Origin of the sequence: Streptomyces yaizuensis, from assembly GCF_034961445.1 — a bacterium.
Lineage (GTDB): Bacteria > Actinomycetota > Actinomycetes > Streptomycetales > Streptomycetaceae > Streptomyces > Streptomyces yaizuensis.
Window position 1 is genome coordinate 18186 of the sequence record NZ_BSBI01000005.1, and the last position, 26694, is coordinate 44879.

Consider the following 26694-nt stretch of genomic DNA (forward strand, 5'->3'; position numbering starts at 1 on the left):
TCCGGGCGCCGTCCCGGGTATCCCGCGGCGGCCGGTCCCGTCATTCCTGTTCGCGGCCGACCGCGTCCAGCATCTTGCCGATCAGGGATTCCAGCGCGTCGACCTCCTGGGAGGTCAAGGGATCGAAGAAGCACCGGCGGACCGTCTCCACATGCAGCGGCGCGGCGGCTTCGATCGCGGTCCGCCCGGAGACGGTCAGCCGGACCATCGCCCCCCGGGCGTCATCGGCGCAGGACTCCCGGGTGACCAGTCCCCGCTTCTCCATGCGGATGATCTGATGGGACAGCCGGCTGCGCTCCCAGCCGACCTCCCGTCCGAGCTCCCTCGACCTCAGCAGGCCGTCGGGCGCCTCGGACAGGGGAACGAGCAGTGCGTAATCGGCGCCCGAGAGCCCGGAGTCCCGCAGGAGCTGGCGGTCCTGTGCGCTCTGGAGATCGCGGCGCAGGTCCCGGTACATTTTCCAGACCCGCGCCTCCTGCTCGTCGAGCCATCGCGCTTCTCCCATGGGAGGGAAGGTAGCAGAGGGGGAAACCGCTCATGGAAGGACAATGGCGCCCCGGCCTTCCGGAATTCGCCCGTCTTCGGGGGATTCTCCGTCGATTCCCAGGGGCATCATGTCGCGCAATTGCCGGCGGGAGGAAATCCCCGTCTTCTTGAAGACGTTTCTCAAATGGGCGTCCACCGTCCTGGGGCTCACCCGCAGCTCGATTCCCACTTCCCTGGTCGTGGCTCCTGCCGCCACGAGTCCGGCGATCCTGCGTTCCCGCGCGGTCAGGGAGGAGGGTTCGATCCGTCCGGTCCGCAGGGCGCGGGTGGGTTCCCCGGCCGCCCGCAGTTCCCTTGCGGTCCGGGCGGCGAAGGCGGTGCTGCCGCAGTGCGAGAACACCGCGTACGCCTGCTGGAGTTGTCTGCGTGCCTCGATGTCGTAGCCACCGGCCCGCAGCCATTCGCCGTACAGAAGACGGCTGCGGGCGGTGGGCAGGACGGCATCGCCGAGATCGAGTCGGCGGATGGCTTCCTGGTGGAGGTCTCCGGCCTCCGCGCGACCGCTCAGCAGCGCTCGGCAGCGCAGCCGGACCCCGAGCGCCCAGGGGGTGGAAAGGGCCTCGGTGCGCCGCAGGACGCCGTCCAGCGCCGCGTCCGCAAGGTCGGACTCCCCCGACCGGACGGCCGCTTCCACGAGTTCGACCAGGCCCCAGGTGTGCAGGCCGGTTTCGTCGAGGTGCAGTGCGGAGCGCCAGGTCCGCACGGTGTCGGCCGGGCGGCCGAGCCCGTTGAACAGCACGGTCCGGGCGTATCCGACGGCTGTGAGGAGTTGGCCGTCCCCCCGGGCGAGCGCGTCGCGCCGGGTCTGGGAGACGAGCCTCGTCGTCCGGGCCCGGTCTCCTCGCCAGGCCGCGAGAACGATCCGGGGACAGGGCGCGCCCCAGCCGCCGGTGCCGCCCGGCAGTGCGTCGATCTCCCGGACGAGTGCCGCCGCCGCCTCGAACTCACCGGCGTGGACGTGGAGCAGTGCCCGCCGGCCCAGGGCGGCGGGCAGCGCGGCCGGCGTGCCCGCGCGCCGGGCGTCGCGCACATGGCGGTCGGCCAGTCGTCGCCAGGCGTTCTCGTCCCACAGATCGATCGCCGCACTGCACACGGCCCATGCCTCACCCGGTCCGAGGGGGTGGGAGTCCTGGCGGTCGAGGTAGCCGCGGAGTGCGCTGCGGAGCGCGGGTGCGGCGAGCGCGAGGCCCCGGTGCTCCCGGTCGGTGAGGGCGTCGAGAAGGACGTCGACGGGGCGCGGGGAGCCGGGTGGCGGGGCGGGGCGCGGGAAGTCGGCTGGATCCGGGGGCTCCGGGGGGCGCGGCCCGGAGGCGAGACGGCCGGCGCACGCGGCGGCGACCAGCCCGTCCAGGTGGATCTCCCGGGCCGATGAGGCGTCCAGGGGCGACATGAGGGCGGCTGCCTGCCGGAGGAGGCCGGCCGCGGTGTCGAACCGGCCGAGATCGAGGGCCATACGGGCCCGCAGGGTCGCGGCTTCGGCGGTCAGCCGCCGGTCGAGCGGCCCGGAGCATGCGCGTACGAGTAATCGTTCGGCCGCGTCGTGGGCCCCGGCGGTCCGGTGGGTCGCGGCGGCGCGCAGGGTTCGCGCGGTGCGGTCCCGGGCGTCGGGGGTGAGGTGGGCCGCCGCTTCGAGGAAGGCGGCCGACCGGCCCGGCGCCCGGTCCGGGGAGGCGGCTCGTTCGAGGGCCCCTGCCACGGCTTCGTCCGGGCCCGGGAGGGAGTGCGCGTGGTGCCAGATCCAGCGGTCCGGCTCCCGGGCGGCTTCCGCCGCCACCGCGAGGGCGCGGTGGGCGGTCCGGCGTTCGGCCGGGGTGGCCCCGTACCAGACGAGGGACCGCACGCGGGGGTCGCCGAACCGGATCCACAGGTCGATCCGGAGGAGTGCGGCCTCTTCGGCGGGTGCCGCCGCCGCGGTGTCGATTCCCAGGTGCCGCAGGGCTCGCCAGAGGTGCAGGGGGTGCCCGGTGGGCTCCGCGGCGGCCACCAGGAGGAGTTGCCGGGTGGCCGCGGGCAGTGCGGCGATACGGCTGCGGAGGTCGGCTTCCCCGGGCGTTCCGGGTGGGGCGGCGGCGCACGGGGCGCCCGGTGCGGGGAGGCCGGCGGTCCGGGAGAGTTCGAGGAGGGCGAGGGGGTTGCCCCCGGCCTCGGCGATGACGCGGTCCGTGACGGAGGGGTCGAAGGGGGCGCTCACCCGCGTCGACAGAAACCTGCGGGCGTCCCGCTCCGGAAGTCCGGTGAGGAGCAACGGGGGCAGGCCCGCCAGTTCGGTGCGGTCGTGGGGGTGCCGGGCCGCGACGAGGAGGGCGACCTGTGCGCCCTGGACCCTTCGGGCGACGAAGGCGAGCACCCGGGCCGAGGCCCGGTCCAGCCCGTGCGCGTCGTCGACGACGCAGAGGACGGGCCGTTCGGCCGAGGCCGCGACCAGGAGGTTCAGGGTGGCCGTGGCCGTGAGGAAGGGGTCCGGCCCGCCGGGTGTGCCGGGCGGGTGCAACACATGCTGGAGTGCCCGGTGTTGCGGTGCCGGCAATCCGGCGGCCACGGCCGACAGCGGGGCGCACAGTCGGCGCAGGCCGTCGTAGGCGCGCCGCCGGGCCGGCTCCGTGCCGCGGGCGCGCAGGACCGTGGTCCGGGGCGGGGTCCGTACGGATTCGATGAGGGCGGTCTTCCCGATGCCCGCCTCGCCGAGGAGCAGCAGGGCTCCCCCTCGGCCGGCGCCGAGGTCGCCGATGAGCCGGCGGAGCATCCGGGTCTCGTGGCGCCGGCCGACGAGGCCCGTGCTCCCGGGCGGGACGCGATGGGTGGGCACCGTCCGGGTCCCCCTCCTCCGAAGTGGCCGCCCAGGGCCGGTGACCGCTGTCGTCACCGGGCCGGGGCACCGTCCGCCGCCCGGGTGGCGGGCCCGGGTCCGGCCTGGTCCACAGGACACGGCCTGGACCGGCCGTTCCCTCGGCGGACCCGCGCGGGGCGGGCGGGGTCCACCCTCCCATATTTTGAGGACACGTCAACAACACGGTCCGTACGCTGCGGCGGATGCGATGCGCCGCAGGCCGCACCCCCGTGGAGAAGGGGCGAACCGGTCGGCGTCCGCGGACGGTTCAGCCGTCCCGGCCGGCCCGGCCGTGAGGTTCCCGGGACGGGGCGTCGCGGTCCAGCGGAATCTGTCTGAGGTCTCTGCGCGAGGAGATGCCGAGCTTCCCGAAGATGCTCCTCAGATGGGCGTCGATGGTCCGGGGGCTGAGGAAGAGCTGCGTTCCGATCTCCTTCGACGTGGCTCCCGTGGCGACCAGACGGGCGATCTGGAACTCCTGCGCCGTCAGTCCCGGCGGGGCCGGGGCCCGGCGTCCGCGAGGATGCTCCCCCGTGCTGTCGAGTTCGCGGGCCGCGCGGGCGGCGAAGGCCCCGGCGCCCATCGTGGAGAGCCTCTCGTGAGCGGCGCGCAGCACGGTCCGGGCTTCGAGCCGGCGGCCTTCGCGCCGGAGCCATTCGCCGTAGACGAGCCGGGCCCGGGCGGCGTGCACGGCGCCGGCGGTGCGGTCGAGCCGGGCGATCGCCTCCCGGTAGCACTCCTCGGCCTCGGCTCCCTGCGCCAGGAGGGCCCGGCTCCGCAGGGCCACTCCCCTCGCCCAGTCGGTTCCCGTGCTCTCCGTGCGGTCGAGCAGGCGCCGGAGTGCCGGTTCGGCGCTGTCCCGGTCACCGGCGCGGGCCGCCGCCTCCAGGAATTCGGTGAGGAGCCAGGCGTGGAATCCCATTTCGTCGAGCCGGCAGGCGGGGCGCAGGGCCTCCAGGGCCGCGTCGTAGCGGCCGAGGCCGTTGAACAGGACCGCCCGGGCGTATTCGACCGCGGTGACGAGCCGGCCCTCGCCCCGGAGTTCCGCACCCGCGCGCGCGAGTTCCGCGAGTTCCAGCGTCCGGGACTCCTCTCCGCGCCAGGCGGCCACGGTCACCTCGACGTACTCCAGGCCCGGGGCTCCGACCTCGTCGGCGATGGCATAGGCCTCCGTGACGAGGACGGAGGCGTCGTCGAACCGGCCGGTGTGGATGTGCGCGAGCGCCCGGTAGCTGAGCGCCACCGGCAGTACCGTCAGCGCACCCGCCGCCCTGGACTCCGCGAGCTGGCGTTCCGCCAGGGAGATCCACGCGCCGTCCTCCCACAGGTCCATCGCGGCGCAGCAGGCGAGCCACAGTTCGCCCGTCGCGGGACGGCTGCCGTCGCCGCGTTCCCCGTAGACCTCCACCACCCGGCGCAGCAGCGGGACCGCCGCCGTGAAGCCCTTCGCCGTCTGGGTGGTCAGCGCGTCGAGGAGCAGGTCCAGCGGGCGCCCGGGGGCGTCGTCGCCGAGCATGTCCCGAGCGGTCTCGGCCACGTCCGACATGCGTACCGAGTGCGAGAACCGGCCGACGAAGACCGCGGCGGCAAGGGTGTCCAGCAGGGATGCGCGGGCTGCCGGAAGGTCGACCGCCGCCATGGCGCGGGAGGCGTGGAGGAGTTGGGCGACGGACGCGTCGTCGCGGCTCTGGTCGAAGGCGATCCTGGCGCGCAGGATCCGGGCCCGGGCCCGCTCATGCGGTCCCAGTGGTCCGGTCCGTGCCACGGACAGCAGCGCGCACGCCTCGTCCAGGGCGCCGGCCTCGTGTTTCGCCACCGCGGCGGCGAGGGCCCGTTCGGCACGCAGCGCCGGCTGAGGGGTCAGCCGGGCCGCCTCGGCGAGGAACACCGCGGCGGCGGCGGGTCCCCCTCGGACCCGGGCACGGGCCGCCGAGCGGTGCATCGCGTCGGCGGTGTCCCCGTCGGGTCCGACGGCGGCCTGGGCCAGGTGCCAGCACCGGCGGTCGTCGTCGCTCTCGTGGTGCGTGACACGGGCCAGCGCGCCGTGGGCCGTGCGTCGCTGCTCCGCGGAGGCCGAGCGGTAGACGGCGGAGCGCACGAGAGGGTGGCGGAACCGTACCCACTCCCCGAAGGAGATCAGTCCGGCGTCCTCCGCGGGCCGGGCGTCGTCGCGGCCGATGCCCCGTTCCGCCGCGGCCCGCAGCAGCAGTGAGGGGGTGCCGGTGGGCTCCGCGGCGGCCATCAGCAGGAGGGTCCGCGTACGGGCGGGAAGTCCGGCCAGTCTGGCCCGGAAGCTCGACTCGATCACGGCAGGGACGGCGGAGGCGTCGGGGCGGGCGAACCCTCCGGCGAGTTCGCCCGAGCGGGGAAGTTCGAGGAGGGCGAGGGGGTTGCCACGGGCCTCGGCGAGAATGCGCTCCCGTACCCGTGGGTCCAGGGGGGCCCTGATCCGGGTCAGGAGCAGACCGCGGGCGTCGGCCTCGGCCAGTCCGGCCGGCACGAGCCGTGGCAGTCCCCGCAGTTCGGGGCGGGTGGCCGGGTCCCGTACGGCGAAGACCAGCGCGATGGGCTCGTCCCCCACCCGGCGGGCGGCGAAGGCGAGCGCCTGGGCCGAGGTCGCATCGAGCCACTGGGCGTCGTCGACGACACAGATCAGCCCGGTGCGCTCCGCCGCGCTGGACAGCAGATGGAGGAGGGCGAGGCCCACGCGGAAGCGGTTCGGGACGGCACCGGCCCGCAGGCCGAACGCGGTCTCCAGGTCCTCGCGTTGGGGTGCCGGCAGTGCGGTGATCCCGGTGAGCACCGGTCCGCAGAGTTGGTGCAGTGCGGCGAAGGCGAAGTCCGTCTCGAATTCGATGCCCTCGGCCCGCAGGACGCGCGGTCCCGGGGCGGAGCGCGCGTACTCCAGCAGGGCGGACTTGCCGATTCCGGCCTCGCCGCAGATCACGAGGGCGCCGCCCCGGCCGGCGGCCCGTTCGTGGAGCAGGTGGTCGAGGGCCGCGCACTCGCGCTGCCGCCCGATGAGGGGAGGTCGCTCCGGACCGAAGTGAGACACCACGGCCCCATTCTCCGGTGGATCGGCCCTGCGGCACCGCGGCTCACGGCGTATCCGGAGCGGCGAGCGCCTTTCAGCCGTCGGTGCCCAGGATGCGGGCCCGTGAGGCGGCTGCCTCCGCACGCAGCGCGGGCAGGTCGACGCCGAGGAGCCGGCCGTCCCATTTGCGGACCTGTCCGGCGACGAACACGGTGTCGATGTTCCGGGCGTCCGAGCCGAGGACGACGGTCCCGACCGCGTCGTTCAGCGGCATGTTGTTGATGTCCTCCGCCCGGATGACCAGGAGGTCCGCCTCCTTGCCCACGGTCAGCGAACCGGTCACGTCCGCCAGCCCGATGGTCCGTGCGCCCTGCGCGGTGGCGAAGTCCAGGACGTCGTGGGTGCTGATACGGGCGGGCTTCCGGCCGGTTCCGTACACCGTGTTGACGGCCCGCATCCGCTGGATGGTGTGCACGGCGCGCATCTGCGTGAACATGTCGCCGGCCAGGGCCACTTCCACATCGATGCTCAGCCCCGGCCGCACCCCCGCGGCCAACGCCTCGTCGACGGCGGGAACGGCGGTCTCCAGGCCGATCTGGGCATCCGATGTCGGTGCCAGCGCGACCGTCGTGCCGGTGTCCCCCACGGCCCGCCAGGCGTCGTGGGTCAGTCCGGTGGCATGGATGAGGGTGATGTCGGGGCCCAGCAGCCCCAGGCGTTCCCACTCCAGGACGGCCCGTGACGAGGGGGTGCCGAAGACGGCGTCGACGCTCACGCCCACTCCCAGTTCGTGTGCGACGCGGGCGAGCGCCGGGCCGTAGGTGAGGTCCGGCCCGGCGATCTCGGCGGTGGCGAGCGCGGCGAGGCGGAAGGTCAGCAGTTCGCCGCGGTACCGCTCCCGCAGTCGGGCGAGATCCGCGGGCCACTGTCCGTCCCAGTCGCCGAAGTGCGGACCCATCGCCGCGTGGACACCACGGATGCCGGTGTCGAGCAGGGCCTGTACGGCGCTGTCGGAGTGCGCCGCGGTACGGGAGTTGTGGGAGAAGTCGAGCAGGGTCGTGATACCGCCGTCCAGCGCGCCCAGCGCGGCCAGTCTGGTGCCGATGTACATGTCGTGCGGCCGGTAGCGGGGGGCGTAGCCGTGGAGCGTGGCCCGGACATAGGCGCCGAGATCGTCGACATCGGGCATGGCCCGGCGCAGCTGGGCCTCCCACGCGTGGCGGTGGGTGTCCACGAATCCGGGCGCCAGGACGGAGCCGGTCACGTCCACGACCACGGCGTCGGTGGCCGCGCCCAGGGCCACCAGGTCGGGTCCGACGGCGGCGATGGAGCGGCCGTCGATCAGGAGGTCGCCCCGGGGCAGGACGCCCGTCCGGGGGTCCATGGTGACGATGGTCGCGCCGGTCAGCAGCACCCGGCGCCGGGGGTCGGATGCGCACAGCCGGGCGAGCAGCTCCTGACGGGCGGCAGCGGCGAGATACATGGGAGGTCCGTTCACGAGACGAGACGGGACGAGACGGGACGGGTGTGGGCCGGCCGGGGGTGTCCGCCGCCGGTGCCGCCATCGTCGGCCCGCCCCGGGGCGCGAACCAGGCCGTGCCGTGCCTGGGTGCGCCGCCCCCAGGCAGGGCCCCCGGGCAGGGCATCCAGGCAGGGCACGGCCCGGGCGCGGCACGCGGAGTCCCGTCCCCGTGTCACGAGTTCTCCCGCACGGCGTACGGTGTCCGCGCCACCGGTCTACTCTGGCCGGATGAGCCATGGGACACCCCTGGGTGAGTTCCTCAGAGCCCGTCGCGGTGCGCTCGGTCCGAGCGATGTGGGACTGCCCTCATACGGCCGACGGCGCGTCCCCGGGCTGCGGCGGGAGGAGGTCGCCCTGCTGGCCGGCGTGAGCGCCGACTACTACATCCGGCTGGAGCAGGGGCGCGAGAGCAGCCCCTCCCCCCAGGTCCTGGACGCCATCGCACGGGCCCTTCGGATGGACGCGGAGTCCACCGACCACCTCCACCGGCTCTGCCGCGCCGATGTGCGGCGTCCGCGCCACGGGAGGGCGGAGCGCGACGTCAGCCCGCAGCTGCTGCGGCTGATGGACGGATGGCCCCACTCCCCGGCCTTCGTGCTGGGCCCCGCCCTGGACGTCCTGGCGGCCAACGCGCCGGCCACGGCGCTCCACTGCGGCTTCCAGGAGTTCGACAACCTGGCGCGCATGGTGTTCCTGGACCCGGCGGGCCGCGACTTCTACCAGGAGTGGGAGCGGGCGGCGCACTCCTGCGTGGCCGAACTCCGCGCCGCCTTCGGCCATGATCCCGCGGCGGACCGGATCACGGACGTGGTGGCGGAACTGTCGGCCGGCAGTGAGGAGTTCGCGGCGCTCTGGAAGCGGCACGAGGTGAAGAGCAAGTCCCAGGAGGGCAAGCACCTCAAGCACCCCGCCGTGGGTGACCTGCACATCCAGTTCTCCGCCTTCACCGTCAACGGCGCCCCGCATCAGCAACTGGTCGTCTACCAGGCCGAACCCTCCAGCGGGACCGCCGAGGCGTTCGCCGCGCTCAGTCTTCCGGCCGTCGACCCGCCCGCCCCGGCCGAGCGGGTCCGGGAGGGCGGGAGGGAGGGTGCCCCGCACCCAGGAGACCCGGAACCTGGAACGGGTCCGCGCCCACGGTGACCCTTCGGAGGAGAGGCCCCGGTCGCGGTCAGGCGTTCCCCTGCCACGACCGCCGGGTCACCCCACCCGAGCCGATGGAAGCAGGCCGCCATGTCCAGCACGGTCGTCCACCCCCTCCGTGACGCGTACGCCGGGGCACAGCTCCGCGATCCCCAGGGGCGCCCGCTGCTCCTGACCGGCGGAAGCGTCATCACCGCCAACCCCTCGATGGGCGACTGGCAGAGCGCCGACGTCCTCATCCACGGCTCGGTGATCGTGGGCGTGGGCCCGGGTCTCCTGACGGCGGCCGAGGACGACAACATGATCGTCATCGACTGCGCGGGCGCGGTCGTCCTGCCCGCCGCCGCCGACTTCGCCTCACCCGCCCCGGCCGCCACGCTCTCCCCCGGCGAACCCGCCGATATCGCGGTCCTGCGGATCACCGACGCCCCGGGAACCCTCCAGGGAGCCGTTCCGTCCCGTGGCAGCCATCTCGCCCTGCTGTTCATCGGCGGCCGGCTCCACCTCCACAACGACCACGCCCCGGACACCACCGCCGCGTCCCCCTCTCCTGCGGTCTCCTCCCCTGCGGCCTCGTCTCCCGCCGCGGACCACCCCCACCTCGGCACCTGGGTCGACGAGAGCGGCTTCATCCACCAGGAACTCCGGCCCGACGGGCGCTACGACGAGGCACGCGGAGACCGGCGGAGCGCCTACCGGGGCCGCTACTGGATCGACGGCACCCGCATCGACTACCTGGACGATCTGGGCTTCTGGGCCTTCGGTGAATTCAGGGACGGCGTGCTCCATCACGCGGGGTACCGCTTCACGAGGCGCTGAGGAGCGTCTCGCGGGGCGCGGGGAACGCGCGGACGGGGTGCTCCCGCCCGTGCACTGTCAGGACGGCACCGGTGCACGCGGAGGCAAGGCACGGGGGCCCGTCCGGCCTAACGTCGGTCGGGCCGGTGGACGCGCCTCCCGCCGGCACCCGCCCCCGCCTCCACGGGGCAGTCCCGCGCGGGTCGCCCCGGCCTGCGCCCGTCCCGTTCCCGAAAGGGGTTGCCCACGGTGCCGCCCATGCCCGTCGGCGGATACGTCCCCCGAGCCACCGACGCCGCCGGCGCCGCCGACCTCGTCGTCCGCAATGCGGCCATCCACACCGGCGACCCCCGACGCCCGCGGGCGGAGGCGCTCGCCGTCAGGGACGGCGTGCTCACGGTCGTCGGCGACGAGAAGGACGTGGCCGCGCGCATCGGCCCGCGGACCAAGGTCGTCGACGCCCTCGGCCGCCGGATCATCCCCGGTCTCAACGACTCCCATCTGCATGTCATCCGAGGCGGCCTCACCTATGTGCTGGAGCTGCGCTGGGACGGGGTGCGCTCACTGCGGCAGGGGCTCGCCATGCTGCGCGAGCAGGCCGCGCGGACCCCGAGGGGACAGTGGGTGCGCGTGGTCGGCGGCTGGTCGGCGGAGCAGTTCGCCGAGCGCCGGCTGCCGACCGTGGCGGAGCTGAACGCGGCGGCGCCCGACACCCCGGTGTTCGTGCTGCACCTCTATCAGTCGGCCGTGCTCAACCGGGCCGCCCTGAAGGCCGTCGGCTTCGGCAAGGACACGCCCGATCCCCAGGGCGGTCAGATCGTGCGCGGCCGGGGCGGAGAGCCGACCGGCGTGCTGCTGGCCGCGCCCAGCGCGCACCTGCTCTATTCAACGCTGGCCAGGGCACCCATGCTGGAGGGCGAGGACCGCAAGACCTCGACCCGGCACTTCCTGCGGGAACTCAACCGGTTCGGGCTCACCTCCGCGATCGACGCCGCGGGCGGGTTCCAGAACTTCCCCGAGAACTACGCCACCGTCGTCGAACTCGCCGCCGAGGGCGCGTTGTCGCTGCGGATCGCCTACCACCTCTTCCCGCAGACCGCGGGCCAGGAGCTGGACGACCTGCGGCGCTGGATCGGGATGATCCGCCCGGGGGACGGGGACGCCTGGCTGCGGCTGAACGGCGCGGGCGAGAACCTCACCTGGGCGGCGGCGGACTTCGAGAACTTCGCCCAGCCCCACCCCCACCTCACCGACTACGAGGCCGAGTTCGGGACGGCGGTGCGGCTGCTCATGGAGAACGGCTGGGGTTTCCGGCTCCACGCGACGTACGACGAGACCATCAGGCGCGACCTCGCGGTGTTCGAGGCACTGGCCGCCGAAGGCCTGTTCCCGGCCGGCAACCGCTGGCTGTTCGACCACGCGGAGACCGTCTCGCCCGACAGCCTGGACCGCATCGCCGCCCTGGGCGGCGCGCTCTCCGTGCAGAACAGGCTGTCCTTCCAGGGCGAGGCGTTCCTGCGCCGCTACGGCCCCGGGGCCGCCGCGGACGCCCCGCCGCTGCGGGAGATGCTCCGGCGCGGCCTGACCGTGGCCGCGGGCACGGACGCCACCCGGGTCTCCACGTACAACCCGTGGGTGGCACTGCACTGGCTGGTCAGCGGCCGCACCTCGGGCGGGCTCGCCCTGCGCCCCCGGTCGAACCGCGTGGACAGGAGCACGGCGCTGGAGATGTTCACCCGCGCGGGCGCCGCGCTCACCGGCGAGGAGCACGTCAAGGGCATCCTGCGCCCCGGCTTCTACGCGGATCTCGCGGTGCTGTCGGAGGACTGCTTCACCGTCGCCGAGCCGGACATCGCGCACATCGAGTCGCTGCTGACCGTCACCGGTGGCCGGATCGTCTACGCCGCCGCCGAGTACGAGGGCCTGGACGAGGAGTTGCCCGCGATCAGCCCCGGCTGGAGCCCCGTGAAGCACTACGGCGGCTATCAGTCCGGCAGGCCCGTCCTCGTACCCGGCGTACGGCAGGCACACCTGATCGGCGAGGCCGTCTCGGAGTCCGAGGAGCACCGGCTGTGGCGCACCGGCCGCGGGCTCGCCCCGCACCCGGCGGGCGCGTTCTTCGACCCCTGCTTCGCCCTCTGACCCCGGGTGGGGACCGGCCCGCCACCGGCCGCCCCACCGGGACACCCACCCCGTGCTTCCGTCCACCGGACGGTGCCACCACGGCGCGGACAGCGGTCCGCGCCGGACCACCCCACGGAAAGGCTGACCCCTCATGGTCGACATCGCCGAGGTCACCACGGCTCCCAGCCCGGACCTGCTGACCCCCGACAACTGTGCGCTGCTCCTGGTGGACCACCAGCCCCAGATGTTCTTCGCCACGGGCAGCGGCGACCGCACCTCGATCATCAACGCGACGGTGGGCCTCGCCAAGGCCGCCCGGATCTTCGGCGTCCCGACCGTCCTGAGCACCGTGGCCGCCGAGTCCTTCTCCGGCCCACTCCTGCCCCAGCTCGCCTCGCTCGACCCGAGCAACAGGATCATCGACCGCACCACGATGAACGCCTGGGAGGACGAGAACTTCGTCGACGCGGTCAAGGCGACCGGCCGCACCAAACTGGTCATCGCCGGCCTGTGGACCGAGGTCTGCGTGGTCGGGCCCACCCTCTCGGCGCTCGCCCAGGGATACGAGGTCTACGTGGTCGCCGACGCGTCGGGCGGTGTCAGCCCCGAGGCCCACGAGCACGCCATGCGGCGGATGGTGGCCGCCGGTGCCGCCCCGGTCACCTGGGTGCAGGTACTGCTGGAGCTTCAGCGCGACTGGGCGCGGACGGAGACGTACAAGTCCGTGACGGAGCTGGTCAAGGAGCACGGCGGCGCCTACGGCATCGGCCTCGTCTACGCGCAGGCCGTCATCGGCGAGCACGCCGTCGGCTGACCCGCCGGGCCCGGACGAACCAGAGCGATTCAGAACAATTCCGAGTCAGGAACGGCGGAAGAACGATGGACGCTGGACTGCTGCTCCTTCGACTGGTGGTGGGGCTGCTCATCGCCGGTCACGGGGTGCAGAAGGTGAGCCACCTGCTGGGCGGCGACGGACTGGCGGGCGGTACGGAGGAGTTCCGCCGCGACGGATTCCGGGGCGGCCGGCTGACCGCCGTCGCCGCGGGAGGCAGCCAGATCGGGGCCGGCCTGTTCCTGGCCGCCGGGCTGCTCACCCCGCTGGCGGCGATGGCGGCCATGGGCGTGATGACGGTCGCCGGCACCGTCAAACGGCCCCACGGTCTGTGGGTGCAGCACGACGGATACGAGTACCCCCTGATCCTCGTGGTCGTGTCGGCCTCGCTGGCCCTGACCGGTCCGGGCGGCTGGTCCCTGGACCAGGCGCTGGGGGTGACGCCCTGGCCGGTGTGGATCACCGTCACGGCGACCGTGGTGGGGCCGCTGAGCGGACTGCTCACCCGTGCCGCGCTGCACCGCCCGCCGGCCGTCGCGGAAGGAGTCCGCCATGCGCGCCCTGCTGACTGACGCCTACCGGACGCTGGTTCCGCCGCAGGAGGACCGCCATGGGCCGCTGCCTCCGCTGCTCCTGACCCTGACCCTGGTCACCGGGCTGGTGGACGCGGTGAGCTATCTCGCCCTCGGGCAGGTGTTCGTCGCCAACATGACCGGCAACGTGGTCTTCCTCGGCTTCGCCCTCACCGGTGCCGACGGACTGTCCGCGCCCGCTTCGGCCGTGTCCCTCACGGCGTTCCTGGCGGGGGCGCTCGCCGGGGGCCGTCTGGGCCTGCGGTTCGCCGGGAACCGCGGGCGGCTGCTCGCCGTGGCCTCGGCGGCACAGGCGGCCCTGGTCGCGGTCACGGTGGCCGTCGCCGCGAGCACGGGCGGCGAGGTCACCACCCCGGTCCGGTACACCCTGATCGTGTTCCTCGGGGTGGCGATGGGCGCCCAGAACGCGGTCGCCCGGCGCCTCGGCGTCCCGGACCTCACCACGACCGTGCTGACACTGACCCTGACCGGGCTCGCCGCCGACTCCACCGCCGGCGGCGGCAGGGCGCCCCGCCCCGGGCGCCGGATCCTGTCCGTGCTGACGATGTTCCTCGGCGCCGTGGTGGGGGCTGTCCTCATCGAGTACGACCGGCTCGTGCTGCTCCTGGGCCTGGTCCTGCTGCTGGTCGTCGGCACGTCGGTGGCCGCGTACCGGCTGTCCGCCGGTGGCACGGCATGGACCCGTCCGCCCTCCTGACCGGTCTCCCCCCATGGGCGGGCGGCCGTACCTCCGGGTCCGGCCGCCCGTTCGCGGGTCCGTTCGCGGGTCCCTTCGCGGGTCCGTTCGCGGGTCCGTTCGCGCGGTCAGCCGCCCGTACCCCGCGTGCCCCGCCCACAGGCCTCCCGCCACTCGCGGGGCGACATCCCGTACGCGTCCCGGAACACCCGGCTGAAGTGGGAGGCGCTGACGAAACCCCAGCGCCCCGCCACGGCGGCGATCGTCCGTCGCGATCCGCCGTGGCGCAGCAGCTCACGGCGGCACTCCTCCAGCCGGCGGCGCTGGATCCAGCGGCCGACGGTCAGACCCTGCTCCTGGAACAGCTTGTGCAGATAGCGGACGGAGATGTGGTGGGCGCGGGCGATCATCTCCGGGGAGAGGTCGGCCTGGGCCAGGCGCAGTTCGATGTGGTCGAGGATCCGGGACAGGAGGGACAGCTCGACGCCGCAGGACGGCGGCTCCGAGCCACGAAGTTGCTCGGCGGCGGCTGTGGCCAGCAGGTTCACCCCGTCGCGCACGAGTGCCTCGCTGACGGCGGGCTCGGAGTGGGCCGCGGAGCCGGCCAGAGCGGAGAGGAAGGGCGACAGCAGGGCGCCCAGGCGCGAGCCACGGGTGACGGGCGACCGGCTGAGCCCGTGCAGGGCGGTCTCCGTGAGCCCGAGCACGGCGCGCGGCACCAGGAAGACCGTGGTCCGGAACTCCTCGGGGAAGTCGAGCGAGGTCGGCCGGTGGGCGTCGTAGAAGCAGATGTCGCCGGGAGCGAGGGCGATCTCCACGGGGAGCCGCCGGCAGGGCGCGACGCCGCCGTGCACCCCGATGAAGAGGTACTCACCGCTGTCCCGGGCGGTGAACCGGACCGGGCTCCCGGCGAGGTGCGCCGGAATGCCTCCGACGGGTCCGGCGGTACGGGGCAGGGCGGCCGGCGCCGCTTCGGAGACGACCAGGTGCAGGCCCAGGGGCACACGGCGCGGAGCCTTCGGCCGGAGCGGGGCCGGCCCGTCGGACCGGGGAGCGGTGGTGGGGTGCATCGTCTGCCGTCGCCTCCGGGGACTTCTCTGCCAGGGTCCTGGAGCGGGGCACCTGGTGGCCTGCGGGTCCGGCCGCGGTGCGCGCGCACCGGGCCCTGCCGTGGGCCCTCGTCCGCTCCGCGTGGAGCTTAGGCGGGCGGATGTGCAAGAAAAGTGACGCCGAAGGTCAGCGGCCAATGCCCTGCTCGTCGGCCAGTTCGGCGGCGAACGACCGCAGCAGCGGGTGGAGGGTGTAGTGGGCGGGCCCGGCCCCGGGCTCGCTCTCCGTCAGGAGGTGGACGCCGCTGAGCGCGCGCAGGCGGGCACCGGCATCGAGGACGGGCAGGCCCGTCAGCGCCGCCGCCGACGCCGGTGTGATCCGGGGGCCGGGGTGCCGGGACAGCGACCGGAAGAGCCGGGCGTCCTCGGGTGGCAGCGCCCGGCAGGAGCACTGGAACGCGGTGCGGACGCCGGCCGGGAACGCGTCGAGCCCGCCACCTGACCGGAGTTCCCCGGCGAGGGCGGCCAGCGGAAAGTGGGGGCGGGCCACGGCCCGGGCGGCGACGGCGGCCAGCGCCAGGGGAAGGTGTCCGCAGCGGGCCGCGATGTCGCGGACCGCCTCGGGTTCGGCGGCCGCGCGCGCCGCTCCGATCCGCCGCGCCAGGATCGCCTCCGCCTCCCGGGCCGGCGGGAGGCGCAGCCGCAGCGGGCGGGCGCCCCGGGAGACCAGGGGCGACAGGTCGAGCCTGCTGGTGACCAGCGTGAGGCAGCCCGGCGCGGCGGGCAGCAGCGGGCGTACCTGATCGGCTCCCGCGGCGTCGTCGAGGACGACGAGTGCGCGGCGTCCGGCCATCAGCTTCCGGTAGAGACGGGTCAGCGCCTCGGTGGTGTCCGGCAGCCCGCGGTCGGGGACGCCGAGCGACACGAGCATGCCCCGCAGGGCCTCCGCCGGGTCGAGCGGGTGGCGGACCGGGTCGAATCCCCCGAGTTCGACGTGGAGCCGGCCGTCCGGGAAGCGGGCGGCGGCGGTGTGGGCCCAGTGGATGGCGAGGGTGCTCTTGCCCGCACCCGCGGCTCCGCCGATGACGACGGTCGCCGCGCCGCCGGCCGCGTCCGCGGCGTCGGCGGCGGCGGTGAGCGTGGCGTCGTCGGCGGCGGCGGCGGCAGCGGTGAGCGTGGCGAGTTCCGCCGCGCGCCCCGTGAACACGGCGAGATCGGGGGGCAGCTGGGTGGGAACGCCGTACGCCGTCATGGCGGGACGCGTCCGCGGCACCTGCCGGCGCAGCACCCGGGTGTGGGCCGCGCTCAGCTCCGCCCCGGGGAGGACGCCCAGTTCTGCGGCGAGCCGATGGCGGGCGGCCTCGTAGGCGGCGAGCGCCTCCGCCTGCGCCCCGACCGCGGCGAGGCCGAGGACCAGCCGGGCGTGCAGCGACTCGTCCAGCGGGGCGAGGGCGACGGCCCTGCCGACACTGGGCAGGATCCGCGCGGTGCCACCGTGGCGCAGTGCGAGATCGGCGGCGGTGGCCGTGGCCGAGACGATCTCGCGCTCCACGACCGCGAACCGGGGGTGGGCGCGGACCGCCTCGGGTACGCCCTGGGCGACCGGCCCGCGCCACTGGCTCAGCGCCTCGATGAACCCCTCCAGCGCGGAATCGGGCCGTCCGGCGGCGGCGTGCCGGTGGGCCCGTCCGACCAGGTCCCGGAACCGCAGCAGATCGACCTCGGTGTTCTCGGCGTGCAGCAGGTAGCCGCCACCGCGCCGCAGGACACGTCGGCCGGGGGCGCGAGGCGGAAGTTCCGGCTCCAGAAGTCGGCGCAAGGAGCCCGCGTACCGGCGTACCACGTGGGCCGCGCTCGCCGGGGGCCGGCCGGACCACAGGGCCTCGACGATCTCCCCCGACGGTACGGGGCGGCCGGCCCGCACCAGGAGCAGGGCGAGCAGGGCACGCTGCTGGGGGAACCCGAGGTCGAGTTCGCCCGTCCCGCGCCACACCCGCAGGGGTCCCAGCACTTCGAACCGCACCGCCGGCGCCGGGCCCGTCCCCTGCCGGGCAGGCCCGGCCCCCTTGTCCGAGAGGGTGGGGCGCGGCCGGGGGAACGGGGGTGCCATGCGCCCCCGGGTCACCGGTCCGTGCGCGGGCGGGCGACCTGTCGGACGGTGCCGCCCCCGGTGGCCGGGGTGCCGTCGGCCCGTCCGCGCCGCTGTTCGTCCAGCCGTGCGCCGACCTGCTCGGCCAGGGGGTGCCCCAGCTCGGTGAAGAGGGTGAGCGCCTCCCCCCAGGAGTCCCGGGCCGCCTCGATGCCGCCGGTCGCGAGATGGGTGTCGCCCATCCGGTTCAGGGTCTCGGCCTCCAGGTAGGGCACACCGAGTTCGCGGTAGAGGTCCAGCGCGTTCCGATAGCCGGCCAGGGCTTGCGGATGCCGCCCCAGGTGGTGATGGGCATAGGCGATGCTGTCCCAGGCGGCGGCCTGTCCGTAGCGGTCCCCGAGTTCCTGGAGCGTGGTCAGTGCCCGGTAGCAGTGGGCGAGTGCCTCGCGGAACTCCCCGAGCCGGGCGTGGTACCAGCCGACGGAGTTCAGCACGGAGGCCCGGCCCGGCCGGTGCCCGGCGGCCGTGAACAGGTCGAGCGCCCGTCGGTTGTGCCGCAGGGCGCCGGCGGTGTCGCCCTGCTGGTCGCTCTCCCACCCGAGACTGCGGTGGGTGTGGGCCCGGCCGATGTCGTCGTTCAGCTCGACGGCCAGGTCCAGGGCAGCGGCCAGCCGGGGCCGGGACCGGTCGTGCAGGCCCACCCGGCCCTCGGCACGGGCGAGACCGCGCAGTGCGCGGGCGGTGGTCGGGGGGTCGTCGAGGCCCCGGGCCAGGTCGAGCGCGGTGCGGTGGGCGGCCAGCCCGTCGTGCCAGTAACCCCGGCGGTCGAAGTAGGGCTCCAGGGACCAGACAAGACCGCACGCCAGCCGGTCCCGGCCGGACGCGGCGGCCGCGGCGACGACGGCGAGCAGCACGGGATATTCGGCGGTGAGCCAGGCCAGCGCGCCCCGGTCGTCGGTCAGGGACCCGGCCGCCGTCGCACAGGGCGGGCCGGGTACGGGGTCGGCGGCGGGTGCCAGCAGGGCGCAGGCGGCGTGGGCCGTGGCCGCGTAGTACCCGTACAGCCGGTCCGTGGCCTCCTCGCGTTCGGCCCCGGGGTGCCGGGCGTGCAGCAGTTCGGCCGCGTGGGCACGCAGCAGGTCGTGGAAGGCGTAGCGGCCGGGCGCGTGCTCGGTGACCAGATGGGCACCGACCAGTTCGGCGAGCAGCGCTCTGCCCCGCCGCGCCGGGACACCGGCGAGTACGGCAGCGGCGGGTGCCGTGACGTCCGGTCCCGGGTGCAGGGCGAGAAGTCCGAAGAGGTGGGCGGATGCGGCGCGCAGAGTACCGGAGGACCACGAGAAGACGGTGCTGACGTCGACGGAGACATCGGGCACGGTGAACGCGTCGAGGCTGCCGTGCGCCTGGCGCAGTTCGGTGGCGACGGCGGACAGCGGGAAGCCGGGGCGGGCCGCGGCCCGGGCGGCGAGGCAGGTCAGTGCGAGCGGCAGGCCCGCGCAGCGCCGGATGATCTCGTCCACCGCGCGGGGTTCGGCGGTGACCCGGTCGGCGCCGAGGCGGAGCGCGAGCAGCTCCCGCGCCTCCGGGCCGTCGAAGGGGCGCAGGGTCAGCAGGTGGGCGCCGTGCGCGGCCACGAGCCCGGGCAGTTCGTTGCGGCTGGTGACGAGGGTGAGACAGCCGGAGGTGCCGGGCAGCAGGGGGCGTACGTGCTCCGTGTCGCGGGCGTTGTCCAGGACGACGAGGACGCGCCGGCCGGCCAGGACGCTGCGGTAGAGCGCGGCCTGCGCGTCCGGGCAGCGCGGGATGTGCTCGGGTGGTACGCCGAGTGCGTCCAGTAATCCGCGGACGGCGTCCACCGGTTGCAGGATCGCCCCGGACGGGTCGAATCCGCGCAGGTTCACGTAGAGCTGTCCGTCGGGGAAGCGGTCGGCCAGCCGGTGGGCGAGGTGCACGGCGAAGGTGCTCTTGCCGACGCCCGCCATGCCGCTGATCGCCGCGATCGTGGCCGTGCCGGTTGTCTCCGCGCCGTCCACGAGCAGGGCGAGCGCCCGGTCCAGGTCGGTGCGGCGCCCGGTGAACGTGGGCAGGTCGTGGGGCAGTTGGGCGGGGATCGGCAGGGCCTGGGGCCGCGGCTTGGGCGGGGCCGCGCCGGGCGGGACGTCGAGGAGCACGGCCCTGTGCAGCTCCAGGAGTTCGGGTCCGGGATCGATGCCCAGCTCGGCGGCGAGCCGGTCACGGACCGCCCCGTACGCGCTCAGCGCCTCCGTGCGCCGGCCGGTGGCCGCCAGCGCGAGCATGAGCCGGGCCTGGACCGGCTCGTCCAGCGGATGGTCCGCGGCGGCCTTGCGCAGTTCCGCGAGGACGGCGCCGGGCCGGCCGGCCGCGACCGCCGTGTCCGCGGCTTCGCGCACGGCCGACAGGTGCTCGCGGTCCAGGGCGTCGAGCGGGAGCAGCGCCCGGGCCCCGGGGGCGAGCCCGGCGGCGACCGGTCCACGCCACAGGCCCAGGGCCTCGGTGAAGAGATCCGCCGCCCGCGCGGGGGCGTCCTCGGCGACCGCCTGCCGGGCCTCCTCGCACAGCCGCCGGAACGCCAGCAGGTCCAGCGAGTCCGTGTCCGTGCTCAGCTGATAGCCACCGGCGGCCCGCACCAGCCAGCGGCCGGCGGCGCGGGCCGGAAGGCCGGGCTCCAGCAGCCGTCGCAGCGAACCGACATGACGGTGGATCACATTGACGGCGCTGTGCGGCGGCTCATTCCCCCAGAGTCCGGCCACCAGATCGCTCAACGCGACGGGCTGACCCGCCCGGATGAGCAACAGGGCGAGCAGCGCGCGCTCCTGCGGGCGGGCGGGGTACAGCTCGGTCCCCTCCCTCCAGGCCCGGACCTGCCCGAGGATCTCGAACCGCACCGGTTCCACCCGCTCAGCCTCCCTTGGGGCACCGCCGACACGGCACTCGAACCGTATGGCCGTCCCGCCGTACCTCAGTATCGCCCACTTCGGCGGACGATCCGGCACAGCGGCGCAGCGGCACGGCTGCGGGTGAGCGGATCCGGCGCTGCCGCGGGGCGACCCGGGCGACGGCCTGCCGGGGGTGCCGGGCGTCGGCGAGAAGACGGCGGCGAAGCCGCTGGACGCGTACGGGGACCTGGCCGGGATCCCGGCCGCCGTGGCCGACCCGGCGTCCCGGCTCACCCCCGGGCGGCGGCGGTCCGGGTCGCCACCGACGTACCGCTGCCCGGCTTCGATCCGGCGCTCAGCGCATATGGGTGCCGCCGTTGATGTCGAAGGTGGCGCCGGTGACGTATCCGCCCTCGTCGCTCGCCAGATAGGCCACGAGGCCGGCCACCTCCGACGGCCGGCCCATCCGGCCCACGGGGATGTGCCGGGCCGCCTCGGCCACCGCCGACGGGCCGAGCCGGGTCACCGCCGGGGTGTCGACGGCGGCCGGGGCGACCGCGTTGACGGTGACGCCGTGTCCCGCCAGTTCACGGGCGAACACCTTGGTCAGGACGAGGACGCCCGCCTTGGCGGCGGAGTAGTGCGCGCCGGCGAGGGTGCCGCCCTGCTGGCCGGCCAGGGAGGAGAGGTTGACCACCCGGCCCCAGCCGCGGTCACGCATCGCGGGTGCGCACAGCCGGGTCAGGGTGAGGACGCTGCGCAGGTTGGTCGTCAGGACGGCGTCCCACTCGTCGAGTGCGATGTCCCATACCGAACCGGGGGTGGTGCGGGCTGCGTTGTTGATCAGGATGTCGGGCGCGTGCCAGGCGGCGGCGGTCTCGCGCAGCGCCGCGCGGACCGCGTCCGGGTCGTCCACGTCCGCCCGCAGCGGCAGCGCGGTGCCGGCTCCGCCGGGGTCGAGCGTGCCGGACAGGGCGGTGACGGTGTCGCCGTCGCGGTCCAGCAGGGCCACCCGGTGGCCCGACGCGTGCAGCCGGGTGGCGATCGCGGCGCCGATGCCGCGTCCCGCGCCGGTGATCAGCGCCACCCGGGGGCCGGGCGGCGTCATCGGCGGCATTTTCGTCATCGTCGGATCCCCCTCAGATGACCGGGCTCGGCGGCAGCGGGGCGCCGAGCAGGGCGCGGCCGTAGATCTCCTTGCTGGTCTGGACGCTGAGCGCGGCGTGCCGGGACGCCGTCCCGATGTCGCGCCAGGCCCGTTGCAGGGCCGAGCCGTCCGCGAGGCTGCCCGCGCCCGCGGTGTCCAGCAGCAGGCTCATGGCGTCCCGGGCGCAGCGCATGGCGTGGGCGGCGTCCATCCGCAGCCGGGCCCGTTCGGCGAGCGCGGGGCGGTGGCCCGCGCGGGCGTGGGTGTCCGTCTCGTCGGCGGCGCGGCGCAGATGCAGCCGGGCGGTGTCGATCAGTGTCGCGGCGTCCGCCAGGTTGAGCTGATGGGCGGGGGCCTCGGCGACCAGCCGGTGCAGTGGGGAGAGTGCCGGTCTGCCCCGGGCGGCGGCCTCCAGCACCTTCTCCAGGGAAGCCGCGGCGATCCCGACGGCCGTCGCCACCAGGGGCAGGTTGATGGAGAGATGGAAGGTGAGCCGGGGTTCGCCGGGGTGGCGCCGCCGGTAGGCGCCGTCGGCCATGGAGGTGAGGGAGATCGTGCGGGAGTCCGGTACGTGCACGTCGTCCGCGACGGCCGTGTCGCTGCCGGTACCGCGCATGCCCGCCATGTGCCAGGTGTCCTCGACGGTCAGGGCGGAGGTGGGGACCACGGCCATGCCGCGCTCCGGCTCGCCCCCGGTGCCGGGCCAAAGGAAGCCGAGCAGGGTCCAGGGCGCGTGGTGGATGCCGGAGATCCAGGGCCAGCGGCCGCTGAGGATCCAGCCGTCGTCCGTGCGCCGGGCCGTTCCGGAGGGGTTGGCGGTGCCGCAGACGACGGCGTCCGGGTCGTCCCGCCACAGGGTCTCGCGCTCGGGGTGGGGCAGCTGGGAGGCGAAGAGGGCGCCGCCGTAGGCGATGCCCACGGTCCAGGAGGCGGAGGCGCAGCCCCGTGCCAGCTCCTCGCACACGTCCACCGCCGTCAGGGCGCCGGCACCGTGGCCGCCGTACACGGCGGGGGTGCCGAGGCGGAGCAGGCCGGCCCGGCGCAGGGCGGTCACGGTGGTGCCGGTGAGGGCCCTGCGCTCCTCCGTGGGGACCGCTTCGGCGGCGAGGAGCGGGATCAGCGAGCGGGCCGCGTCGACCGGTGTGAGGCCCTCGGCGGTGTCGGGTGGAGCGGTGCCCACGGTCATCCCTGCGCTTTCGTCGTGCCGCCCCGGTGCGGGGGCAGAGGGGGCGACGGCTCGGTGTGCTTCGGGTCTTCCAGGTCAGTAGGCGACGACGTTGTCCAGTTCCTCGCCCGAAGCGAAACGGTTCAGCTGCCGGCGGACGAGGTCTTCGAGACGCGGCCACATGGCGGAGGTGAGTGCGCCGACGTGCGGGGTGATCAGGACGCCGGGTGTCCCCCGGAGCGGATGGCCGGCCGGCAGCGGTTCCGGGTCGGTCACATCGAGCGCGGCCGTCAGCCTGCCGTTTGCCACCTCCGTGAGCAGGGCGGCCGTGTCGACGACGGCTCCTCTGGCGACGTTCACCAGCAGTGCTCCGTCCCGGGCGCGGGCCAGCAGCTCCGCGTCGAACAGGTGGCGGGTCCCGGGGGTCAGCGCGGTGGTCAGGACGACGATGTCCGCGCCCGCGACGAGCCGGGGCAGCCGGGCGACGGGGTGCACGGGCCCGCGCGGGGAGTCCCGGCCGGTGCGCGCGACGCGCGTCACGGCGCAGCCGAAGGGCGTGAGGAGGTCGTCCAGGGCGGAGCCGATCTCTCCGTAGCCCACGACGAGCACCGAACTCCCGTACAGCGAGCGGGACACCGCGGGCTGCCACGCGCCCCGGTCCTGGGCGCGGGTGAACTCCGGTATCCGTCGCAGCGAGGCGAGGATGAGCGCCAGCGCCAGCTCCGCCGTGCTGCGGGCGTGCACCCCGCGCGCGTTGCACAACACGACCCGGCCCGGCAGCCGGCGCAGCCACGTCCCCAGCCCGTCGGTCCCGGAGCTGAGCGCCTGGACGGCTTTGAGGCGCTTCATCCTGGTGAGCGGTCTGCTGATGACGTCGAGGTCCTTGACGAAGGGCGGTACGTAGAACTCCACGGCGCCCGGGTCCGCCGGGAACGGCGACCGTCCGTCCCAGTGGGCGTACCGCAGCCCGCCGGGCAGACCGGTGAGGCCGGCCAACTCGGCGGGGAGCCAGACCTGCCGGGAGTCCGGGGGCGCGTCGAGGGGCACCGTGTCCCACCTTGCCGTTCGGGGTACGGAGTGCACGCCGGCGCACGCGGTTGCGCGCCGGCGGCTCAGACTATCCCCGGGCGACCGGGGGCAGACAGCCCCGACAGGTGACAGTTGATGATGCCGGCCGGGGGAGATCGCCGTGGGGTTGAGGGGTGCACCGGCCCCTTGTATCTTGCGGCGCAGGGGACGCCGGTCGCGGTGGCCCCACCGCCGGTGAAGAAGGTCTGCCGGAGACAGGGAGCTGTGCCGTGCTGGAGCCCTCCGTCCTGAACCCGCGGTCGTACGATCCCGCCGAGTTCGACGAGACGACCCGCCGACTGTTACGTGCCTGCGTCGAGTGGTTCGAGCAACGGGGGAAGCGCCTCCTCGTGGAGAGTTACGACACCTGGTTCGCCGAGTTCCTCGCCTTCGCGGGAGAGTTGGGCATCTTCGCGCACTGCCTCGTACCCGCCGACGCCGCTGAGGGCGCCGACCGCTGGGACACCGGGCGCAACACGGCGTTCAACGAGGTCCTCGCCTTCTACGGCATCAACGGCTGGTACACCTGGCATGTGACCATGCTCGGTCTCGCCCCGGTCTGGCAGAGCCGCAACGAGACCGCCCGCCGTCGCACGGTCGAACTCCTGCGGCAGGGGCATTCGGCGGCGTTCGCCCTGTCCGAGAAGGAGCACGGGGCCGATATCTACGCGACGGACCTGGTCCTGACCCCGACGGGCGACGGCCGCTTCTCGGCCAGCGGCTCGAAGTACTACATCGGCAACGGCAATGTCGCCGGAATCGTCACCGTCTTCGGGCGGCGCGCCGACATCGAAGGCCCGGACGGCTATGTGTTCTTCCTCGCCGACAGCCGCCACCCGAGCTACACGGCCGTACGGAACGTCGCCAACACCCACCTCTACGTGGGGGAGATCGGCTTCGACGGCTACCCGGTGGGCCCGGAGGACATCCTGCACATCGGCAGGGCGGCCCTCGATGTCGCGCTCAACACCGTGAACATCGGCAAGTTCAACCTCGGCACGGCCGGGATCGGCGCGTGCGAGCACGCCTTCCACGAGTCGCTCAACCATGCGCACCAGCGGATGCTCTACGGGCGGCGGGTCACGGACCTGCCGCATATCCGCAGCATCTTCAGCGCGGCCTACCTGCGGCTCGTCGCCATGAAGATGTTCACCAACCGGGTGGTCGACTACGTGAAGTCGGCCCACGCGGGCGACCGGCGCTACATCCTCTTCACCTCGATGTCGAAGACGAAGGTGACCACGGAGGCGGAGAAGGTGGTGGCCCTGCTCTGGGACGTCATCGCCGCCAAGGGGTTCGAGGCCGACACCCACTTCAACTGGGTGGCACGGGACCTCCCCGGACTGCCCAGGCTTGAGGGAACCGTCCATGTCAACACCGCGCTCATGCTGAAGTTCCTGCGCCACTACCTGCTGGCCGACCCCGCCCCGTACGATCCGGTGCCCTCCCGTACCGACGCGTCCGACGACCGGTACCTGTTCGAGCAGGGGCCCGCCGGCGGCCTGGGCGAGGTCAGGTTCCACGACTGGCGCCCCGCCTTCGACCACTTCGCGGACGTACCCAACGTGGCCCGGTTCAGGGAGCAGGTCGAGGGCTTCCGCGAACTCCTGCTCACCTGCGGGCCGGACCGCCGGCAGCGCGAGGACCTCGACTTCATGCTCCCCGTCGGGCAGTCGTTCATGCTGGTCGTGTACGGCCAGCTGATCCTGGAGCACGCCCAGCACGCCCAGCACGCCCAGCACGCCCAGCGGGCCCAGCGGGCCGGGCAGTCCGGGCAGGCCGGGCCCGACCGGGAGCTGCTGGACCAGATCTTCGGGCTGTTGATCAGGGACTTCGCCGACCCGCTCACCGACCTCCACGGCAAACCCGGCGCCACCGACGAGCAGCGGGCCCACGCCCTGTCCTGTCTGCGCGCCCCCGCGCACGACGCCGAACGGACCGCCCGGACCTGGCGGAGCGTCGAGGCGATCGCCGGCACCTATGCGATGCGCCCCTCCCCGGCATGAGCGCCTACATCCTGCCGCAGGAATCCGACCGGGAGCGGGAACGGCAACGGCTCGCCCTCAACCAGTCCTATCTGGACGCCCACACGGTCCGGTGTCTGGACGCGATCGGCGTGGCCTCCGGCTGGCGCTGCCTGGACGCCGGGGCAGGCGGCGGGTCGATCAGCCGTCTCCTCGCCGACCGGGTCGGCGAGGACGGCTCCGTCCTCGCCCTCGATCTCGACATCGCCCTCCTCGACGAACGCCCCAACCTGAAGGCGCGCCGGCACGATCTGCGCACCGACCCGCTGCCGGAGTCCGCGTTCGACCTGGTCCACACCCGGCTCCTGCTGACCCATCTGCCCGAGCGCGAGGAGGTGCTCTCCCGGCTGGTCCGCGCGGTCCGCCCCGGCGGCACCCTCGTCGTCGGCGACTTCACCTACGCCACCGTACGCAGGAACCGGCCCGATGCCCGGTTCGAACGGGTCGCCGAGGCGTACGGCACCGTGTCCCGCCGGGCGGGAGGCGATCCCGCCATCGGCCCGGCCCTCCCCGGCATGCTGGAGCGCCACGGCATCACCGGAGTACGGGCCGAGGCGTCCCGCGGCTACCACCCGGGCGGGAGTCTCATGGCGCGACTGATCGGCATGACCTTCGAGCGGATCCGCGAGCAGATACTCGCCCTGGGCGTCGGCGAAGCCGATCTGGCCCATGCGCAGCGCGTCCTGCGGGATCCGTCGGCCGGGCTGTACGGCCACGAACTCTGGACCTCGTGGGGCATCAGACCCGCGCGCCCCGGCCCACAGGGAGCGGACGGGGGCCCCGGGTCGGCCTGAGGCCGCCGGTGGACGGACCGGTGCGGCCGAAGCGGCCGGGTGCCCGGCCCGTCCCCCGCGCGAGGAGCATTCATTTCCTTCGAATCCACTCCCCTCGAATTCACACCCTTCGAATTCATGTCCTGTAAATTTGGGCACCCCCTCCCGATGTAATTCCACATCCCGCTGGGCTAATATGGGGCCGTCCTGTCCTTTGGGGTGGATATTCCTTGTTCCTTGCCGCCCCGGTAGCGAAAGGTGACACCATGAAGGTGCTTCCCTACCGCACGCTGACGTCCGACCGCCCGTCCCGCGAAGCCCTGTAGCCGGACCCGTCCGGAGAAGATCAGGGGCGTGGCCGACCCTCGACCGCGCCCCTCCGGTCGA

The 26694-nt window shown here is 74.3% G+C and carries 18 protein-coding genes and 1 pseudogene; 9 read left to right on the forward strand and 10 right to left on the reverse strand.

Features of this window, described 5'->3' with window-relative positions:
- Positions 1-40: 40 nt before the first annotated feature.
- The 4 genes from SYYSPA8_RS13795 to SYYSPA8_RS13810 all read right to left on the reverse strand — a co-directional run bounded on the left by SYYSPA8_RS13795 (position 41) and on the right by SYYSPA8_RS13810 (position 7890).
- Positions 41-505, reverse strand: a complete 465-nt coding sequence (locus tag SYYSPA8_RS13795; RefSeq protein ID WP_323447425.1) for a MarR family winged helix-turn-helix transcriptional regulator — start codon at positions 503-505, stop codon at positions 41-43.
- A gap of 30 nt (positions 506-535) precedes the next feature.
- On the reverse strand, positions 536-3352 hold the full coding sequence (locus tag SYYSPA8_RS13800; RefSeq protein ID WP_323447426.1) for an AAA family ATPase: 2817 nt from the start codon (positions 3350-3352) through the stop codon (positions 536-538).
- A gap of 289 nt (positions 3353-3641) precedes the next feature.
- Complete coding sequence (locus SYYSPA8_RS13805) at positions 3642-6431, reverse strand: helix-turn-helix transcriptional regulator (RefSeq protein ID WP_323447427.1); 2790 nt, start codon at positions 6429-6431, stop codon at positions 3642-3644.
- A 70-nt stretch (positions 6432-6501) separates the two neighbouring features.
- Entirely contained in the window at positions 6502-7890 is a 1389-nt protein-coding gene (locus SYYSPA8_RS13810; RefSeq protein WP_323447428.1) for an amidohydrolase family protein, read from the reverse strand.
- A 267-nt stretch (positions 7891-8157) separates the two neighbouring features.
- Here SYYSPA8_RS13810 and SYYSPA8_RS13815 point away from each other — a divergent pair, with 267 nt between their 5' ends.
- The 6 genes from SYYSPA8_RS13815 to SYYSPA8_RS13840 all read left to right on the forward strand — a co-directional run bounded on the left by SYYSPA8_RS13815 (position 8158) and on the right by SYYSPA8_RS13840 (position 14116).
- A complete protein-coding gene (locus tag SYYSPA8_RS13815; RefSeq protein ID WP_323447429.1) occupies positions 8158-9072 on the forward strand; it encodes a helix-turn-helix domain-containing protein in 915 nt (304 codons plus the stop codon).
- A 90-nt stretch (positions 9073-9162) separates the two neighbouring features.
- Positions 9163-9891 carry an Atu4866 domain-containing protein gene (locus SYYSPA8_RS13820; RefSeq protein ID WP_323447430.1) on the forward strand — a complete coding sequence of 243 codons (729 nt, stop codon included), beginning with the start codon at positions 9163-9165 and terminating at the stop codon, positions 9889-9891.
- A gap of 237 nt (positions 9892-10128) precedes the next feature.
- The gene (locus tag SYYSPA8_RS13825) at positions 10129-12012 is read left to right on the forward strand and encodes an amidohydrolase (protein ID WP_323447431.1); all 1884 of its coding nucleotides are present in this window, start codon (positions 10129-10131) and stop codon (positions 12010-12012) included.
- 133 nt (positions 12013-12145) lie between these two features.
- Positions 12146-12808: a hydrolase gene (locus tag SYYSPA8_RS13830; protein WP_323447432.1), complete on the forward strand. Its 663-nt coding sequence runs from the start codon at positions 12146-12148 to the stop codon at positions 12806-12808.
- Positions 12809-12873: 65 nt separating this feature from the next.
- The gene (locus SYYSPA8_RS13835) at positions 12874-13398 is read left to right on the forward strand and encodes a DoxX family protein (RefSeq protein WP_323447433.1); all 525 of its coding nucleotides are present in this window, start codon (positions 12874-12876) and stop codon (positions 13396-13398) included.
- Positions 13379-14116, forward strand: coding sequence for a YoaK family protein (locus SYYSPA8_RS13840; RefSeq protein ID WP_323447434.1), 738 nt, complete (start codon positions 13379-13381; stop codon positions 14114-14116). The genes SYYSPA8_RS13835 and SYYSPA8_RS13840 overlap by 20 nt, the downstream gene beginning before the upstream one ends.
- 107 nt (positions 14117-14223) lie before the next feature.
- On the opposite strand, the gene SYYSPA8_RS13845 is transcribed toward SYYSPA8_RS13840, so the two are convergent.
- From SYYSPA8_RS13845 to SYYSPA8_RS13855, 3 genes are all read right to left on the reverse strand, one after another.
- Positions 14224-15099, reverse strand: a complete 876-nt coding sequence (locus SYYSPA8_RS13845; protein WP_323447435.1) for a helix-turn-helix domain-containing protein — start codon at positions 15097-15099, stop codon at positions 14224-14226.
- A gap of 232 nt (positions 15100-15331) precedes the next feature.
- Positions 15332-17254 carry an AfsR/SARP family transcriptional regulator gene (locus tag SYYSPA8_RS13850; protein ID WP_323447436.1) on the reverse strand — a complete coding sequence of 641 codons (1923 nt, stop codon included), beginning with the start codon at positions 17252-17254 and terminating at the stop codon, positions 15332-15334.
- Between the two features lie 11 nt (positions 17255-17265).
- A complete protein-coding gene (locus SYYSPA8_RS13855; protein WP_323447437.1) occupies positions 17266-20148 on the reverse strand; it encodes an AfsR/SARP family transcriptional regulator in 2883 nt (960 codons plus the stop codon).
- Between the two features lie 127 nt (positions 20149-20275).
- Between SYYSPA8_RS13855 and SYYSPA8_RS13860 the strand changes: the two are divergent.
- Positions 20276-20487 (forward strand): annotated as a pseudogene (locus SYYSPA8_RS13860) (5'-3' exonuclease H3TH domain-containing protein); the annotation flags it as partial.
- Here the strand turns inward: SYYSPA8_RS13860 and SYYSPA8_RS13865 are convergent.
- The 3 genes from SYYSPA8_RS13865 to SYYSPA8_RS13875 form a co-directional block, all read right to left on the reverse strand.
- Positions 20486-21256, reverse strand: coding sequence for an SDR family oxidoreductase (locus tag SYYSPA8_RS13865; protein ID WP_323447438.1), 771 nt, complete (start codon positions 21254-21256; stop codon positions 20486-20488). The pseudogene SYYSPA8_RS13860 and the gene SYYSPA8_RS13865 overlap by 2 nt on opposite strands.
- Positions 21257-21269: 13 nt before the next feature.
- Positions 21270-22457, reverse strand: coding sequence for an acyl-CoA dehydrogenase family protein (locus tag SYYSPA8_RS13870; RefSeq protein ID WP_323447439.1), 1188 nt, complete (start codon positions 22455-22457; stop codon positions 21270-21272).
- A gap of 81 nt (positions 22458-22538) precedes the next feature.
- A complete protein-coding gene (locus tag SYYSPA8_RS13875; protein ID WP_323447440.1) occupies positions 22539-23489 on the reverse strand; it encodes a 2-hydroxyacid dehydrogenase in 951 nt (316 codons plus the stop codon).
- A 251-nt stretch (positions 23490-23740) separates the two neighbouring features.
- On the opposite strand from SYYSPA8_RS13875, the gene SYYSPA8_RS13880 reads away from it, so the two are divergent.
- Both SYYSPA8_RS13880 and SYYSPA8_RS13885 read left to right on the forward strand, forming a co-directional pair.
- Positions 23741-25516, forward strand: a complete 1776-nt coding sequence (locus SYYSPA8_RS13880) for an acyl-CoA dehydrogenase (protein ID WP_323447441.1) — start codon at positions 23741-23743, stop codon at positions 25514-25516.
- Entirely contained in the window at positions 25513-26328 is an 816-nt protein-coding gene (locus SYYSPA8_RS13885) for a class I SAM-dependent methyltransferase (protein ID WP_323447442.1), read from the forward strand. The genes SYYSPA8_RS13880 and SYYSPA8_RS13885 overlap by 4 nt, the downstream gene beginning before the upstream one ends.
- Positions 26329-26694 lie beyond the last annotated feature (366 nt).